This is a genomic window from Pseudomonas sp. RW409 (assembly GCF_003184125.1).
In the GTDB taxonomy this organism is placed as follows: Bacteria; Pseudomonadota; Gammaproteobacteria; order Pseudomonadales; family Pseudomonadaceae; genus Aquipseudomonas; species Aquipseudomonas chlororaphis_I.
Window position 1 is genome coordinate 246786 of the sequence record NZ_QHHP01000042.1, and the last position, 15044, is coordinate 261829.

The following is a 15044-nucleotide window of genomic DNA, read 5'->3' on the forward strand; positions in this document are numbered from 1 at the left end:
AAAAATATCTCGGCAATCAATCGCCCCTACAACCGAATCAGCACCTGCCCAGCCTCTTGCAGATTCCTCCTAAATCCATCGCCCGCCATTCCCGGTACGGTTTCCAGCGCCCCTTTTGCCTGAACCAGGACCACCCATGGCCAGCAACGGACCCGGGCCAATGCCCAACCTTCTACGGCCCGCCAACCCCAACCAGCACTCTGCTGAACGCGCCGCCGAGACCGAACAGCCCAGCTACGGCGAACAGCTCTGGGCCCAGTACGAAAAGTACGCCAAGGAACCCGCACCACCGCCTGAAAAGGTTCAGGTGGCGCTGCGTATCGGTGTGTTCTTCGACGGTACCGGAAACAACGCCAGCAACTCGGCTATGGGCCAGATTTGCGGGGCGCAGCACGCCATTGAAGCCAAGGATCTCGATGGCAGTTGCAAGCCGTATATGAGGGATCCGGAGAGTAGTTATGGGAATGATGTGAGCAATGTTAAGCGGTTGAGTGATTTGTACTTCTCCAACCAGAAAGCTGAGGGAGAGGACCTGAAAAAGTACGCCTTTCTCTCAATTTATATCGAAGGTATAGGAACTCGGACTGGCGAGAAGGACAGCCTTATTACCTCGGGTACAGGACGTGGCGATACGGGAATATCAGGGTGTGTGCAGAAGGCCTTCCGCGCAATCAAGGAACGTATCGATGACATTCACAAGGAGAACCCCGAGGGTGAGATCACTTCGTTGATCTTCGATACTTTCGGCTTCAGCCGAGGCGCCGCAGCAGCCCGGCACTTTGCCAATGAAGTCGTACGCTGGCTGGGGCCGCTTGAACTGATTCTGCACGACCACTCCAAAGCCTTTAGTCGCCACTTCAACCGACAGTACGGCAACGACGTAGACATGGGTTTTATCGGCCTGTTTGACACAGTGCCGTCGGTTGCTGGCGTGAGTAATCTGGGTAACGTACGCAGCGCTATTGCCCCGGGTATCAAGCTGCACCTCGACCGTCGCTACTTTCGCTCGGTGGTCCAATTGGTCGCCCGCGACGAGTACCGCGCCAACTTTGCCCTGAGCCGGGTCAAACCCGACCATGTGGAAATCACCCTGCCCGGCGCGCATTCGGATATCGGCGGCGGTTATCTGGATGAGGTGCAGGAGTGTGTGTTGGTCAGTCCGATGCAGGCGCTGGAGGTGCCATTCAATACTGATGTGACCCAAACCTCGATTTACCGAGACGCGGTACAGGCAAAATCGCGCTGGCTGGCCAAGGGCTGGCCTGCACAATGGCTGGAGATCGTCACACCGGAGCCAATGGTTCTACCGCAAGATCCACAGGACCGTCTCGGCTTACGACAAAAACGAGTGTATGTGGGCTTGCAGCTCAAGCGCCCGATGAGCAACAGACTATCGAGGGTGTATCTCCGTGTGATGTATGAGTTGGCCAAGGAGAACGACGTACGCTTCAACACCATCGACAAACAAGACCCGGACTACGCCATCCCGCAAGAGCTGCAAGCCCTTTGTGACAGATTTGTCGCCGGTGACTACAGTACGACTCCAGCCGAGGAGACCATGCTCAAGCTGCGTTATATCCATCTCTCGGCCCACTGGAACCACCCGCTTGGCAAACAGGATGGCGGCAGCCTTAAAGTCGTCTACATCAACGCCCCCACGGCAGATGCCGTGCGTGTGCAACACCCTCACGTACCTGACTGGACGCTTTGGTAATGAGAGTATTCATCGCCCTGCTGGGCGCACTGCTGTTGACTGGCTGTCAGGCCAGCGACCCCCTATCCGGAAAAAACGACCCTAAAGATCCCTGGTGGGAGATGGGATTCACCCAGCCGTACTACATGAAAGTCTGGGTCGAGGACACTGCCGTTGAAGACATCAACGGGCAACTCTTCAAGCATACCGGGCGCGGTTCTGCTGCAGATGGTGATCCCGGCTTAAAGAAGGAATGGGCCCGGGGCTGGAGCGGAGTTGGAGGCAATGGCAAGTCGGTAGTGGGGGCCGACCTTCCTAAACGCATCTTCGTACGCTGGCAATCGGTCGTAGAACCACAGACTTATCGGGCCTGGGTGGATATTCCAGAAGAAGCCCGAAAAATCATGTTTACCTCGACTCACAGACGCTGCCCGGAAACTCCACACCAGACCGCTCGCTACATGGCATCGGTCTATTTAGGTCTGGCTCCAGGCGGTATCGTGCAAATTTGGGTGCGTGATGAATGCCGCAACACGATCAAGGTCGCTCGTGCGCAAGCTGAAATTGAACCGCTGGGACCGCACCTCGGTAAATCAAACGGGCACTATTACCCCCTGTCCGAGAACTCCAAACGCTACATAGAGAAATATGGCATTCCCTATGGCAGTTGGTAGACAGAACTCTTCTGATATCGAAGCGCGTTGCTAAATGACTACGTCCCCTCACGTACCTGACTGGACGCTTTGGTAATGAGAGTATTCATCGCCCTGCTAGGCGCACTGCTGTTGACTGGCTGTCTGGCTAGCGACCCGCTATCTGGGAAAAACGACCCCAAGGCACCTTGGTGGCAGCTTGGCTTCAGCGAGCCGTTCTATATGAAAGTTTGGGTCGAAGACAGCGCTGTTGAAGATATCAACGGCAAACTATTTCTTCACACTGGTGGCGGCTCCGCTGCGGGTGGTGATATGGGGTACGACAAAGAGTGGGCCAGAGGATGGGGAGGGAGGGGAGTTGGAGGTAGCGGTAAGTCGGTGGTTGGCGCTGACCTACCAAAGCGCATTTTCGTACGCTGGCAATCCATAGTAGAGCCACAGACTTATCGCACCTGGGTCGATATCCCGGAAGAAGCCCGAAAAATCATGTGGACCTCGACTAACCGGCGCTGCCCGGAGACACCGCATCAGGCCGCCCGCTATATGGCATCGGTCTATTTAGGTCTGGCCCCCGGCGGCATCGTACAAGTCTGGGTCAGAGATGAATGCCGCAACACAGTCAAAGTCGCCCGTGCGCAAGCTGAGATTGAACCGCTGGGGCCGCACCTGGGTAAATCAAACGGGCACTACTACCCGCTACCCGAGAATTCCAAGCGCTACATAGAGAAATATGGCATTCCCTATGGCAGTTGGTAGGCTCCCCTTCTGGTAGAGGGACGCCTTGGTAATGAGAGCACTCATCGCCCAACTGACGCGCTAATGCTCTACCGCATACCGCTGCTCTCACAGACAACTCCCCACCTGACAGCACCACTCCCCTCTAGCCACCTCGCACATATCGCACCACCACCCCAAAGACTAAACTCCACTCACCCTTCCCTCTCATGAGCCCCATATCCCCATGAACATCGACTGGCTGCACTTCACGCCTTGGAGCGCCCTCGCCGGTGGCGCGCTGATTGGTCTGGCCGCCGGCATATTTGTGATGGCCAACGGGCGCATCGCCGGGATCAGTGGCTTGCTGGGCAGTCTGTTGCAACCAGGCAGCGAAGGCTGGAGCGAAAAGGCCCTGTTCCTCTCGGGCCTGCTGCTGGCGCCGTTGTTCTGGGGGCTGTTCCAGGTGTTGCCGACAATCGAGTTCCAAAGCGGCATCGCCGGCCTGATCGGCGCCGGGCTGTTGGTGGGCCTGGGTACGCGCTACAGCGCGGGCTGCACCAGTGGTCATGGCGTCTGTGGCATCTCCCGATGGTCGCCGCGCTCATTGGTCGCCACCCTGAGTTTTATGCTGACCGGCTTTATCACTGTCTGGCTGCTGCGTCACGGGATGGGGCTATGAACATGCGCAAGGTCACGGCTTTTATCGCCGGTCTGTTATTTGGCCTCGGCCTGCTGCTGTCGGGCATGACCAACCCGACCAAGGTTCTGAGCTTTCTGGATCTGGCGGACCAGTGGGACCCGTCCCTGGCGCTGGTGATGTTCGGCGCCATCGGCGCTGCCTGGTGGCCGTTCCACTGGGCCATCAAACAGCCCAATGCCCTGCTCGGCGCGAGCATGCAATTGCCCACCCGCCGCGACATCGACCGCCGCCTGATCGGTGGCAGCCTGCTGTTCGGCATCGGCTGGGGCATCGCCGGCATCTGCCCGGGGCCGGGGCTGACCCTGCTGTTCACGCTCCATTGGCAGGCTTGGGTATTTGTCCTGGCCATGCTGGCGGGCATGCTGCTGTTTCAATGGCTGGAAGCGCGCCGCACGCACTGAGCCCTTGGCGAACCGGACCCGCCAAGGTTAGTGTCCGGGTCTACCGATCGAAGGATGCCCCCACATGGACTGTGAAATCCGCCCCGCCCATGAGCAGGACGCCGACGCCATCAGCCGCCTGATCATCGCCGCCCTGCAGACCAGCAACGCCCAGGACTACCCAGCCGCCGTGATCGCCCAGGTGCGGCAAAACTTCAGCCCGCCCGCCGTGCGCCAGTTATTGAGCAAACGCCAGGTCTGGGTGGCCCAGGCGGCCGGCGAAATCGTCGGCACCGCCAGCCTCGACGGCCATGTAGTGCGCTCGGTCTTCGTCGCCCCGGAAAGACAAGGCCAAGGCGTCGGCCGCCAGCTGATGGCCGAGCTCGAACGCCAGGCCCTGAACGCCGGCATCACCCAGCTGACCGTGCCCTCCTCGATCACCGCCGAAGGCTTCTACGCCAACCTGGGCTTTCGTACCCTGCGCGAGCAATACCATGGCGAAGAACGCACCCTGATCATGCAGCGCGAACTGACACCGCCCCTGTAGCCGCTGCCGAGCAACGCGAGGCTGCGCCCGACTGCGCAGCAGTCGCCAAACCTGCAAACACAGCCTATCTGACTAAACACCAAGCCCACCTACAAAACCAAAACCGGCTCAGGGCAAAGCCTCAAACCGCCCACTCCCCTCATTCCACTGAAACCCCGGCAACTTGCAGTCGCTCAAACTGATCCGCAGGCTCTCCCCCTCCGCCTGCACCTGCAACATATCCACCCCTTGATACAGACAACCCGGCGCCGCCAGCGTCAGGGTCTGCAGCGGTTTGCCGCTGGCCTTGTCCACCACTTCGATCGCCGTTATCCGCTGATCATTGCCCTGCATCGGCACCTGGAAATACCAGCGCTTGGTGGACGCACTCTGCAACAGCGTGGTGTTCGGCTGCGGCCACGAGCGGTCCGAGTCCACCAGGGCCACCAACTTCAGGGCGATGGGCAAGGTCTTGCCGGTGCGATAGCTGGTCCAGCTGCCGCGCACCTGCTCGCTCTGGCGGCTGACCATCAGGTCGTTGAACTGCAAGCGCGCCACCGGCAGGCCCTGCTCGTCCAGCTCGTCCATGGCCAGCACCTTGTTGCTGAAGCTGAAGGTCGGCTTGAGGCGGATCGGCGTGCGATAGCGCTGGTAGGCATAGGTCCCCTGGTACAGCGCGTTCTGGCTGCCCAGCGTCAGCACAATGGCCTGCTTGCCCAAGGTGCCCTGGTACACCCCATGGGCCGCTTGCGCCGGCACTAACCACGACACCAGCAACAACGCCGCCAGCCCACGAAAAAGATCAACCACCCGCATCAGAAACGCTCCTCGCCAGACTGAATAAATTCCAGCCGGTCAGGGCTGATCACACGGTAATAATCCCAACGCCGGGTGCCCGCACTGAAGTTGACAAAGTCCTGTTTGCTGAACTCCATCTGCCCGCCCGCGGCAAAGCGCACAGTGCCTTCCGCGGCGAACTGCTCCAGCTGCGGATGGCGCAGATACGCCTGGGTCTGTGGGTGGTACAGGTAATACTCGGTCGGCGCGCACAGCACACCGCCGTACGGGCCGTTCAAGCTGTAGCTCTGCACTTGGAAATCGATGGTTGAATCGGCATCGAAATGCTCGAAGGTCAGGGTGCGGGTCCCGGTCGGAGCCAGGCACCACTGCCCGCCCACCTCCTGCACCACCTCGCCGGTGGCCCGGCTCAGTACCCGGATGTTGTCCACCCGCCCCGTGTCCTCCCCGGCATTGCGCACGGCATGCACACTGAAATAGAACTGCTTGTCGGCCGCCGGCTGCAACAACTCACCGTCAAAGGCCTCGCGCTGACTCCCGCCAAAACGCATCACCCGCTGCAACTGCAACGGCTGCTGCGCGCCCGTGCGCAAATCGACCAAGGCCCCCTGCAACGCCTCGGCCCCCTCGGCAAAGGGCTGCAACGACACAGCCGCCGCCGGCAAGGTCGGGTTGTCCATGATATTGATCAACAGCCCCCCGCCCGTGCGAAACGGCGTGAGCTCCAAAGGAATCGGCAACCGCTCGGCCCCGCTAAACCAATAGCCGGACATCCCGCCGCCGTATTGCGAGTCATAGGTGAGCGCCAGCTCCACCGGCGTATCGCCAAGCGTGCCACGGTAGGTGGTGATGGGGTTGGCGTTGGCCGTGGGCACACTCAGCGCCATGCCCACTAAAAACACCGGCGCCAACCGGAATAGAAAATCCCCCAGGCGAGACACACACCCCCGCTTCCCTGCCCCTACTCGCCTCCCGCCACCAACGGACTGGGTCATGCCTGCGCTCCTTGCAATGGATAAAAGGCGCGCAGGATAGCAAAGTTGGCTGGGGGGATCAGAGGGTGTTGCTGCGGCCCTGTAGCCGCTGCCGAGCCCGCGAGGCTGCGATGGGGCGCGCAGCGGCCCTGAATCGGCACACCACGATTGTTCAGATGCACCTCAGCGGCTGAATAGTGGACGCTCCCCCACGTCCTAGACCTGCGGTAACGGAGTCCATGGTGACCATCTCGTTTGCAGCAGGATCAACAACTCAGCCTCGTCCTACCCACAATCGAGACCTTTCCTACAGCCCTGCCGTTGTCCCGAATCCAACCCACACCTATAGTTTTCACGTCTGCTGATTCCGGTCAGCGACAGGGTTTCGCAGCCCTACAGATACGATTAATCTAAGCCCCCCATAAAACACTGGTCGCCCACCGCGTCCTGAGTTTTCTTATGGCGGCTGTGTGCGGGAGATCTTCGGATCTGCCGAGTTCTCGTATCTTCGGTCTGCGAACCCGCGCATAGCTGCCACCCAATTCGATTCGCAGCGAATGGCAGCTGTATTTTCCGATACGAGGAGCAATGCCATGAAGACTCAAGATGAGCCCCAACGCTTCATCCCGCTGACCCCAATCGCCAGCGACACGCCTGTACTGTTTATCGATAGCCACGCGCCTTTAGCGGATCTACATGCATGCGCCAGCGAGCGCTTGCTCACCACCCTCGATTACCTGAACTTGATGGCCTGTACTACGTTGCGAGACTCCAGTGATAAGGATATTGGTACAGTGACCAATACCGCTCGGTTGTTGCTGCAGGATGTGCGAGATGTGCTGGCGGTGATTGAAACACGTGTTTTTAGCGTTTGACCTGTAGCGAAAAAGCCGGCTAAAAGCCGGCTTTTTAATACACCATTGAAATACGACTATAAAGAGCAAACTTCCTTAGGACTTCTTATTCCCTGTAACTTTGGGAAATCCGCCTGCTACTCCATATGCGTCATCATTCCGTCAACATTGACTGCACGTATGTACCGCGCGGGGTTGCTACCAGTCGCAACTTCTTCGAAGTGCCGCTCACCACAGAGAATTTTGGCACCCTCAACATGACGTAAATCCCCCCACCAGATACTGCCTTTAGTTTCCACCACAAAGTAAAGCTTTTCTTGGCCACTATCATCTACAACCACTGCCCAGTCTGGGTTATAGGTGCCTAACGGTGTTGGAATCTTGAACCAAGACGGCAGCTTCGCGTACACCTTTACGGCTTCGTTCTTTTCCAAGTCCTCGGCAAAGACCCTTTCAATACCCGCCGAGTCATAGACGACATGCGTATAAACGGACTTTTGTGTTTCGAGAGTATTTTTCAGATAACCCTTTAACTCTTCCTGCCGGAAAAGCTCCTGTGCATAGAAGTGCTCCTCACCAATTTTGCTGTACTTGATACCACCAACCAGAGCCAGCCGCTTGGTGCGATTAATAGCCTCGGCAGCGTACTCGATGAACTGCTGTGGGTTACGGGCAAAATCCTGCAGACGACGGCTTGCGGTGAGGATTTTGACGATACTGCTACGGGTCAGCTGCGTCTTGTCCTGGAGGTCGGTGATGATGTCAGGAAGCTCGATGTCATCCTCGTGGATGGTGGTGAAAGCTGAAGCAGAGGTTTCTTCCGCTGTCACGCCACCCTTACCAATCGCAATATCGGCTTTGCGGAATTGCGCCCTGGTTTTGGTGATCGGCGGGCAATCCTGAATGGCCTTGGCGCAATCGACGATGAGCTTCTCGTTGTTGAAGTCCACGCGATAGGTAGTTTTGTACTTAATACGGTCCCATAGGGCCTTGAATTCCTCGCTCTGCAGAACGGCCTCGCGGGTACGGATAATCCGGCGGTCATCGGCATTCTTGATATCGAGCTTGCCAGCAAGCTTCTTCAGGACGCCCTGGATGTCTTCCACCGCAACATCAGGCTTGCTGCCGAGCCCAGCCTTGATGTCATCGGGCAGCTGGAAGCTGCCATCCTTGAGCGCGGCGCGCAGGGAGTCCTGGACCTTGCCCTTGGCGTCGACAAAACCTTCGCCTTTCAGGAACTGCCAGATTTTCTCCGACTGCTCGACGCCCAGCGGGGCAGTTTCCCCCTTGTCATTTACGGTCAGAACGGTCGCAAACTGATGGGATTCAACGACGCCGAAGCGGATACCGGTATCTTTTTCAATCTCCTTCTGGAGATTTTCAGCAAACTCTTCGTAGCTCTCGGTCGCGATGACGGTGAGCGTGTTGATATCCGATCCGCGCAGGCGCTGCCCGTCCTGGTTTACGCAAAGCCGCAGCCCTCGCCCAATGGTCTGGCGACGCTCCCGCTCCGTTCCCATCTCGCGCAGGGCGCAAATCTGAAAGACGTTCGGATTGTCCCAGCCCTCTTTGAGAGCCGAGTGAGAGAAGATGAATTTGAGCTTGGTATCGAAGCTCAGCAGTTTTTCCTTCTCCTTCATAATCAGGTTGTAGGCCCGCTCGGAGTTGTCACGGCCTACCTGGGTGCTTTCTGCGGTGTCGACCAGACGCTCCTTCTTGTCAATGGAGAAGTAGCCGTTGTGTACTGCGGCAGCATCTGTATCCAGGTCAATTTCCTTGAAGAGGCTCTGGTAGTCGCTGGAGTTAGCGAGCTTCGAGTACTCCTCTTCAAACATCAGAGCGTATTTGCCTTTGACCGGATTACCAGCTTCATCGTATTGACGGTAATGCTCAACGCTGTCGATGAAGAACAGGCTCAAAACCTTGATAGGCTGCTTGTTGGCGGCGAAGGTGAGCTCCTTATCAAGGTGCTCTTTGATCGTGCGCCGGATCATCAGGCGCTTGATCTCATCCGGGCTCACAGCTCCAATAGTCTCGTCAGGGCGCAACACCTGGTCGATACCCGGTCCTTTGATCTGGATTGACTGGTTATCCTTGCCGCAGGTGATCGTGCCGATCTGCATGTTCTCGTAGATGGCGCGGTTGGCAATTTGCTCCAGATCGTCACCGTCTTCAACGGTGAGAATCTCGCGCTTGATATTCTTGCCGCGCTGTACGTCGATTTCGATCTTGGCTGTGATCGAGCCCTGACGGTTATGCGTAGACTCAAGCCTTACATAAGGCTTGTTGTTTCCACCCTCTACCTGAAGGGAGGCAACCTCGATCTGCTTGACCAAACCACGGTCATAGGCGTCAACGGCATCCAGACGATAAACCATGTGGTGCTTATCCACATGGGTCGCCGAATAGCGCAACGTGCAAAGCGGGTTCATGGCTTCCAGAGCCTTCTTGCCCTGGCCCTGCAGGCCACCATCGACGCTTTGCGGCTCGTCGACGATAATAATGGGGTTGGTTTCTTTGATTAGATTAATTGGCTTTTCCCAGCCGGTATTCTCATGCTCCTTGTAGAGATTATTTACATCCTTTTTGTTAATAGCCCCCACAGTAGTCACCATTATCTGGACATTAGAGCTTGTTGCAAAGTTTCGCACCTGCCCGATATTTGAGGAGTCATAAAGAAAAAACTCATACCCCTTTGCCTTGGGATAGAGCCCCTCAAAATGGGTGCGGGTAATTTCAAGTGTTTTATTCGTTCCTTCCTTAATAGCCACGGAAGGTACAACAATGACGAATTTAGTGAAGCCAAAGTTTTTATTTAGCTCGAAAATGGTACGCAGATAGACATATGTCTTACCTGTACCTGTCTCCATCTCAACTGTAAAATCGCCACTCTTAAGATCATTGGAGGGGCGAAGGCCATTCGCGAGTTGGATTGCATGAAGGTTCTCTAAGACCTCATCATCGATCAACTGCAAACGGTTGCCGACACCTAGCTCATTTTCGGCAAGGCGGAGTGATCCCTGTGGTTCGGATTTAGGACGATGAGTTACAGTGAATTCAGAGCGTGAAATTTCCTGCCCTTTAAAGAGATTGACGACGGATTCTATGGCCGCCATTTGATAATCGAGATTGTCCTCAAAGTGCAGTTTCATAAGTTCTGTCCCTTACAAGCTGCGCACATGGGATATGCCGTTCTGTTCCAGAATGGCTGCCATGTTAGTCTTCGCCACATCATCACTGAAGGCGCTATCTCGGAAGAAGACATGAGAATCTGAAGCGGGCTTAAGCTCTACATGCCACTTGAGAATTCCTTGGGCTAGATCCTCAGTGTCAGCTTGAGTGATAACTTCATCAAGGCAAACCAGCAATACTCCAAAGCCTATGCTATAGACATTTTTCCCGGAGATACTTTTGCATTCGATAGGTGCAGCAAGATCAATACCGCGTTTGATAAGCAACTCATAAAGAATATCTTGTTCGCTACGCCCTTCGATTAAGTGCTCTTGATGTAAGCGTATAGCCAACACACGTTCACATGACTGACGGTGTGTGGTTCAGTCCGTCGACTGCATCCAGTATTTGCCGTACCCGATCTGTAACGGATATGTCCCCCTCAAGCTTTAAGACAGTACAGGTAAGCGCAGACAGCCATTCCTGATGCCTGGCCAAGCTACGTCCAGGGACGCCCCCCTCATCATACTGAGCTGCCCAAGCCAGAAACTCCGGCTTTGCTTGACCGAAGCGTTTTACCTCTCGACGTTTTAGTCTCTCTAATCTGAGTTCAACAGGAAGATAAAGGAACACCACAAGATCAAATTCGCTCTCAAGCGGTTGACCCCAGCCCATTACTGATCCGGCAACCACTGCACGGCCATGAGAGCGCATTTCTTGTAGCAAGCGCGCTCCTCGTTGCGTTTTGTCTGCCAGATGCTGATATGGCGGGTTACTGGGCAGCCACAAAAAATCATCTGCTTCCAGGTGAGTTGTGCTCAGTTCCTTTGCTAAAGCATCCGCTAAGGTCGTGGTGCCGGTACCTGCAGCGCCTGTGATCAAGATGTAACGTGCCGTCTCTTTTGTCATTTCGCTTTCAGCCACTCTAAAACGTTGCCATCTCCGATAAATTAACAGTGCCCCACTGATGTGGCAGCAGTCGAGCGATCTCACTCGCCCGCTGCGTTGGCAGCCGAGTAAGAACGTCCTTCAGGTACGCATACGGATCATGCCCATTTATGCGCGCAGACTGGATCAAGCTCATGATTGCTGCCGCCCGTTTGCCGCTGCGTAGCGATCCGGCGAACAACCAGTTCGAGCGTCCGAGTGCCCATGGCCTTATCTGATTTTCGACCGCGTTATTATCGATGGGCACAGCGCCGTCCTCGAGATATCGAACCAGTGCGCCCCAGCGCTTGAGGCTGTAATCCAGAGCTTTGGCGATAGCCGAGCCTTCGGGCACAAGGTCGCGCTGGGCCAGCATCCAGGTATGCAGTGCATCGATAAGGGGCGCCGCTTTTTCCTGACGTATTCGCCAGCGATCCTCGTCGGTCATTTCCCGCGCTTGCCGTTCGATTTCATACAACCCGCCAATTGAGTGCAGCGCCTGTTCGGCCAGTTGGCTTTTGTTCGTCGCATGCAGATCGAAGAACTTGCGGCGGGCATGGGCCATGCAGCCGATTTCGGTGATGCCTTGCTGAAAGCTTGCTTTGTAGCCGGCGAAATCATCGCAAACCAGCTTGCCGTTCCATTGCCCAAGGAAGTTGCGTGCATGCTCACCCGCACGGCTCGGGCTGAAGTCGTAAACCACTGCTTTAAGTGCCGAAAACGGCGTTGTGCAGTAGGCCCAGACATAAGCACGATGGGTTTTCTTTTCGCCCGGCGCGAGCATCTGCACTGGGGTTTCGTCTGCGTGAATCACGCCTTGGGCAAGTACCGTTTCACGCAGCGCGTCGACCAAGGGCTGGAGTTGCACGCCGGTTTGGCCGACCCATTGCGCCAGTGTCGAGCGGGCGATAGCCAGGCCGGCGCGGCCAAAGATTTTCTCTTGGCGATACAGGGGCAAATGGTCGGCGAATTTGGCCACCATCACGTGAGCCAGCAGCCCTGCGGTCGGTATGCCCTTGTCGATTACCTGGGCCGGAACCGGTGCCTGAGTCAGCGTTTCACACTCGCGGCAGACCCATTTCCCGCGCACATGCTGCTCCACGGTGAACACGCCCGGCGTGTAATCGAGCTTTTCGCTGACGTCTTCGCCGATCCGCTGGAGCTGGCATCCGCAGGGGCATTGGGTGTTGTCTGGTTCGTGATAAATCACGGTACGCGGAAACTGCGCAGGCAATGGAACACGCCTGGGCTGCTTGCGTGGCTCGGCCGGCGCAGCCGGCGGATTCAACGCCTTCAGCTCGGCTTCAATGGCCGCGATGTCTGTGTCGAGCAGGTCATCGAGCAGGCTGCCTTGAGCAGGGCTTAATTGCTCACTGCGCTTAGCAAACTTGTTACGTTTGAACCAGGCGATTTCGTGGGTGAGTTGCTCGATGATGGTTTGGTCGCGGTCATTCTTCTTGCCCATCCTGTCGACTTGCTGTCCGAGCGAATCAACCTGGGACAGCAACTGCGCCGCGAAGGCGCGCAGTTGGTCGGCGCTCATCTGATCGAGATTGGGTGAGGAAGTCATGCCCTGGATTTTACCAAAGCAGGTCGTTTGCGGCAGTAGGCCAAGGAGCTAATTACAGCTTTTTAAAGCAGTGTGATTACACCGCCAGCCCCAACACGCTGCCAAGGTAGGCCGAGCACCAACGCTTGAAGTTGCTCGGTATCCAGTTCTATCTCGCAGCCTTGTCGAATGCCGGGCCAGTGAAACTTTCCTTGGTTCAATCGGCGAGCAGCCAGCCAGACTCCAAACCCGTCATGCACCAGCACTTTCATACGAGTGGCGCGGCGGTTGGCAAACAGATAAGCGCAGTGCGGCTTCGCCGCACCGAACACCGCGATCACCCTGGCCAGCGCAGTTTCAGTGCCGGCACGCATGTCCATGGGCTCGGTGGCAAGCCAGATGGCGTCGATGCGAATCATTGCGTGAGTCCACGGACAAAGCGGGCGCAGCCGTCAGGATCGGAGGTTGGCCATTTCACTGTGATCGATTGCTCGCCAAGCAACAGCTCGATGATCGCCAATGCTTCCGCCTGCCGTTTGGGCGTAGCTCTCAACGGAACGAAAGCTGGCAACGCCGCTGGTGACTGATCTCGGTAAAGTGGTAGCCACTTGCGGATCACGTTGGCGTTGATGCCGTGGCTGATGGCGACGCTGGATAGGGTTGCGCCCGGTTGCAGGCATTCCTGAACAACCTGGGCCTTGAAGGGTTTCGGGTAAGAGCTTCGTTGGCGCATGGAAATCCTGACGTTAAGGGCGATCGCGTCCGCTTAAAAATACGCGGACACCATCGCCCTTAATGCTGGAGTTCGGAAGGTGACTTCCCCAGCCGCTTACGTTGGGTTCTTAGATTAGCCCAGAAAGCCACATTCGAAAGAAAGCCGTCGACCCGGTAAGGTTCAACTGCTCATTCAATTGGATGACAGCCATAGCTTCCGAGTTGTGCCATCGTTAGGGCTACACCTCGAAATCCGTATCGACGATCAAGGTTCAATCAGCGGTTATTCTCGGTATACGCGCAAGTCCATTTTGATGCGAATTTTATGTGGGGATGGGTACCAAGAAGGGGCGTAGCCTGGCCGGCTGTAGCCAGGTTGATCATCCGTTGCACCCAGCAGTTCGCAGATACTTTTGAAGTCGGCCTCGGATGCCTTTGGAAACACCTCACGGCTCAAGTCAAATTTGGTTTGACTCACCATTTCGTTAGTCACCAGGAGCGCACCGGCACGCGCATTGGTGAGCTTCATGAATCGGTTTACCCAGCCGTCGAAGGTGATATAGGTCGTTTCGATTTTTTGCCGACCTGCGCTGAAAAACATTGAGACCGTGAAGTACAGCCCAATGGATGCAAGGTCTTGCATGGCGTTATGAATCCGATTTTCGGCCCGCGCCTCCTTCTTCGAAGGCTTGAGAATTTCATGAGCGTCCTTTTGCTGGTACAGGCAGGCAAGAGCGCAGAGAACGAAAATACTTCCGATCGGCACGCCAAGGCGTATCGCCTCTTGGGCGAGCTCTTGTTGGACTGCCCTGAGTTGGTCTTTGGCAATAGGTTGGTACAACCTACGCTGCGCATACCCAACAAATTCGGCATTGGTATCCCACCGTTCTTTTTGACGATTGACGATCGCAAGCATGTGCTCCGGGTGAGCTACCTTTGCCATGTCATCCGTCAGCGCTAGTTTGAAAAAACTGGCCAGCGCAGCAGTGTCCTTCTCAATGGACTCCTTGAGCTGTTCTACCGTCTGCAAAACACCGATTTGCCCTTCGAAACAAGCAAGAATAGGACTGACACGATTGCTTTCCTGATCAATCGAACGCAGCAGTGCCTCCTCGTCACTGGACAAGGATTTATCCTTGATCTTGGAAATGACGTTTCGGTCAACACAATAGACATGGCGAATCAATTTAAGCTCCAAACAATCCACGAACGCGAAAGTTGCATCCCTATACGGCCGAAGCCTCGAAAAGGCGGGGCAGATGTAGGGGGACGTTTTTGTTATGGCCGAGTGCTGGTGAACTGCTCCCGCTTGAGGATTCGCCAAACTTCGTTTCCCCCTTGACCAGCCCTTCGGAGATCAGCCAACGCTCTTGGCTGCCCTCGACTTC

The 15044-nt window shown here is 56.3% G+C and carries 16 protein-coding genes; 7 read left to right on the forward strand and 9 right to left on the reverse strand.

Annotated elements, in window-relative coordinates:
- Positions 1–136: 136 nt before the first annotated feature.
- The 6 genes from DK261_RS28125 (at position 137) to DK261_RS28150 (ending at position 4690) form a co-directional block, all read left to right on the forward strand.
- Entirely contained in the window at positions 137–1714 is a 1578-nt protein-coding gene (locus DK261_RS28125; RefSeq protein ID WP_110177086.1) for a DUF2235 domain-containing protein, read from the forward strand.
- Complete coding sequence (locus tag DK261_RS28130) at positions 1714–2367, forward strand: DUF2931 family protein (protein WP_110177088.1); 654 nt, start codon at positions 1714–1716, stop codon at positions 2365–2367. The genes DK261_RS28125 and DK261_RS28130 overlap by 1 nt, the downstream gene beginning before the upstream one ends.
- A 75-nt stretch (positions 2368–2442) precedes the next feature.
- Positions 2443–3102 carry a DUF2931 family protein gene (locus DK261_RS28135; RefSeq protein WP_110177089.1) on the forward strand — a complete coding sequence of 220 codons (660 nt, stop codon included), beginning with the start codon at positions 2443–2445 and terminating at the stop codon, positions 3100–3102.
- A 205-nt stretch (positions 3103–3307) separates the two neighbouring features.
- Positions 3308–3742 (forward strand): YeeE/YedE family protein, encoded by a 435-nt coding sequence (locus tag DK261_RS28140; RefSeq protein ID WP_009048441.1) that lies wholly within the window; start codon positions 3308–3310, stop codon positions 3740–3742.
- Between the two features lie 2 nt (positions 3743–3744).
- Positions 3745–4164, forward strand: a complete 420-nt coding sequence (locus DK261_RS28145; RefSeq protein WP_177411741.1) for a DUF6691 family protein — start codon at positions 3745–3747, stop codon at positions 4162–4164.
- A gap of 64 nt (positions 4165–4228) precedes the next feature.
- Positions 4229–4690 carry a GNAT family N-acetyltransferase gene (locus DK261_RS28150; RefSeq protein ID WP_110177093.1) on the forward strand — a complete coding sequence of 154 codons (462 nt, stop codon included), beginning with the start codon at positions 4229–4231 and terminating at the stop codon, positions 4688–4690.
- Positions 4691–4798: 108 nt separating this feature from the next.
- On the opposite strand, the gene DK261_RS28155 is transcribed toward DK261_RS28150, so the two are convergent.
- Positions 4799–5485 carry a hypothetical protein gene (locus DK261_RS28155; protein WP_110177094.1) on the reverse strand — a complete coding sequence of 229 codons (687 nt, stop codon included), beginning with the start codon at positions 5483–5485 and terminating at the stop codon, positions 4799–4801.
- Positions 5485–6462 (reverse strand): hypothetical protein, encoded by a 978-nt coding sequence (locus DK261_RS28160; RefSeq protein WP_110177096.1) that lies wholly within the window; start codon positions 6460–6462, stop codon positions 5485–5487. Before DK261_RS28160 ends, DK261_RS28155 begins: the two co-directional genes overlap by 1 nt.
- A gap of 572 nt (positions 6463–7034) precedes the next feature.
- Between DK261_RS28160 and DK261_RS28165 the strand changes: the two genes are divergently transcribed.
- Positions 7035–7316 (forward strand): fructose-bisphosphate aldolase, encoded by a 282-nt coding sequence (locus tag DK261_RS28165; protein ID WP_110177098.1) that lies wholly within the window; start codon positions 7035–7037, stop codon positions 7314–7316.
- Between the two features lie 116 nt (positions 7317–7432).
- On the opposite strand, the gene DK261_RS28170 is transcribed toward DK261_RS28165, so the two are convergent.
- From DK261_RS28170 to DK261_RS28200, 7 genes are all read right to left on the reverse strand, one after another.
- Entirely contained in the window at positions 7433–10447 is a 3015-nt protein-coding gene (locus DK261_RS28170; RefSeq protein ID WP_110177099.1) for a type III restriction-modification system endonuclease, read from the reverse strand.
- A gap of 12 nt (positions 10448–10459) precedes the next feature.
- On the reverse strand, positions 10460–10822 hold the full coding sequence (locus DK261_RS28175) for a hypothetical protein (RefSeq protein WP_218278192.1): 363 nt from the start codon (positions 10820–10822) through the stop codon (positions 10460–10462).
- Positions 10823–10826: 4 nt separating this feature from the next.
- A complete protein-coding gene (locus DK261_RS28180; protein ID WP_256597558.1) occupies positions 10827–11390 on the reverse strand; it encodes an AAA family ATPase in 564 nt (187 codons plus the stop codon).
- Position 11391: 1 nt separating this feature from the next.
- Positions 11392–12963, reverse strand: a complete 1572-nt coding sequence (locus DK261_RS28185; protein ID WP_110175593.1) for an IS66 family transposase — start codon at positions 12961–12963, stop codon at positions 11392–11394.
- 62 nt (positions 12964–13025) lie between these two features.
- The gene (tnpB, locus tag DK261_RS33700; RefSeq protein WP_146218524.1) at positions 13026–13361 is read right to left on the reverse strand and encodes an IS66 family insertion sequence element accessory protein TnpB; all 336 of its coding nucleotides are present in this window, start codon (positions 13359–13361) and stop codon (positions 13026–13028) included.
- Complete coding sequence (locus DK261_RS28195) at positions 13358–13675, reverse strand: transposase (protein ID WP_110175592.1); 318 nt, start codon at positions 13673–13675, stop codon at positions 13358–13360. The genes tnpB and DK261_RS28195 overlap by 4 nt, the downstream gene beginning before the upstream one ends.
- 264 nt (positions 13676–13939) lie before the next feature.
- Positions 13940–14842, reverse strand: a complete 903-nt coding sequence (locus DK261_RS28200) for a hypothetical protein (protein ID WP_146218559.1) — start codon at positions 14840–14842, stop codon at positions 13940–13942.
- Between the last annotated feature and the right edge of the window lie 202 nt (positions 14843–15044).

Coding starts and splice junctions, on each gene's coding strand:
- DK261_RS28125 (WP_110177086.1), top strand. CDS start 137: ATGGCCAGCAACGGACCCGGGCCAATGCCCAACCTTCTACGGCCCGCC.
- DK261_RS28130 (WP_110177088.1), top strand. CDS start 1,714: ATGAGAGTATTCATCGCCCTGCTGGGCGCACTGCTGTTGACTGGCTGT.
- DK261_RS28135 (WP_110177089.1), top strand. CDS start 2,443: ATGAGAGTATTCATCGCCCTGCTAGGCGCACTGCTGTTGACTGGCTGT.
- DK261_RS28140 (WP_009048441.1), top strand. CDS start 3,308: ATGAACATCGACTGGCTGCACTTCACGCCTTGGAGCGCCCTCGCCGGT.
- DK261_RS28145 (WP_177411741.1), top strand. CDS start 3,745: ATGCGCAAGGTCACGGCTTTTATCGCCGGTCTGTTATTTGGCCTCGGC.
- DK261_RS28150 (WP_110177093.1), top strand. CDS start 4,229: ATGGACTGTGAAATCCGCCCCGCCCATGAGCAGGACGCCGACGCCATC.
- DK261_RS28155 (WP_110177094.1), bottom strand. CDS start 5,485: ATGCGGGTGGTTGATCTTTTTCGTGGGCTGGCGGCGTTGTTGCTGGTG.
- DK261_RS28160 (WP_110177096.1), bottom strand. CDS start 6,462: ATGACCCAGTCCGTTGGTGGCGGGAGGCGAGTAGGGGCAGGGAAGCGG.
- DK261_RS28165 (WP_110177098.1), top strand. CDS start 7,035: ATGAAGACTCAAGATGAGCCCCAACGCTTCATCCCGCTGACCCCAATC.
- DK261_RS28170 (WP_110177099.1), bottom strand. CDS start 10,447: ATGAAACTGCACTTTGAGGACAATCTCGATTATCAAATGGCGGCCATA.
- DK261_RS28185 (WP_110175593.1), bottom strand. CDS start 12,963: ATGACTTCCTCACCCAATCTCGATCAGATGAGCGCCGACCAACTGCGC.
- tnpB (WP_146218524.1), bottom strand. CDS start 13,361: ATGATTCGCATCGACGCCATCTGGCTTGCCACCGAGCCCATGGACATG.
- DK261_RS28195 (WP_110175592.1), bottom strand. CDS start 13,675: ATGCGCCAACGAAGCTCTTACCCGAAACCCTTCAAGGCCCAGGTTGTT.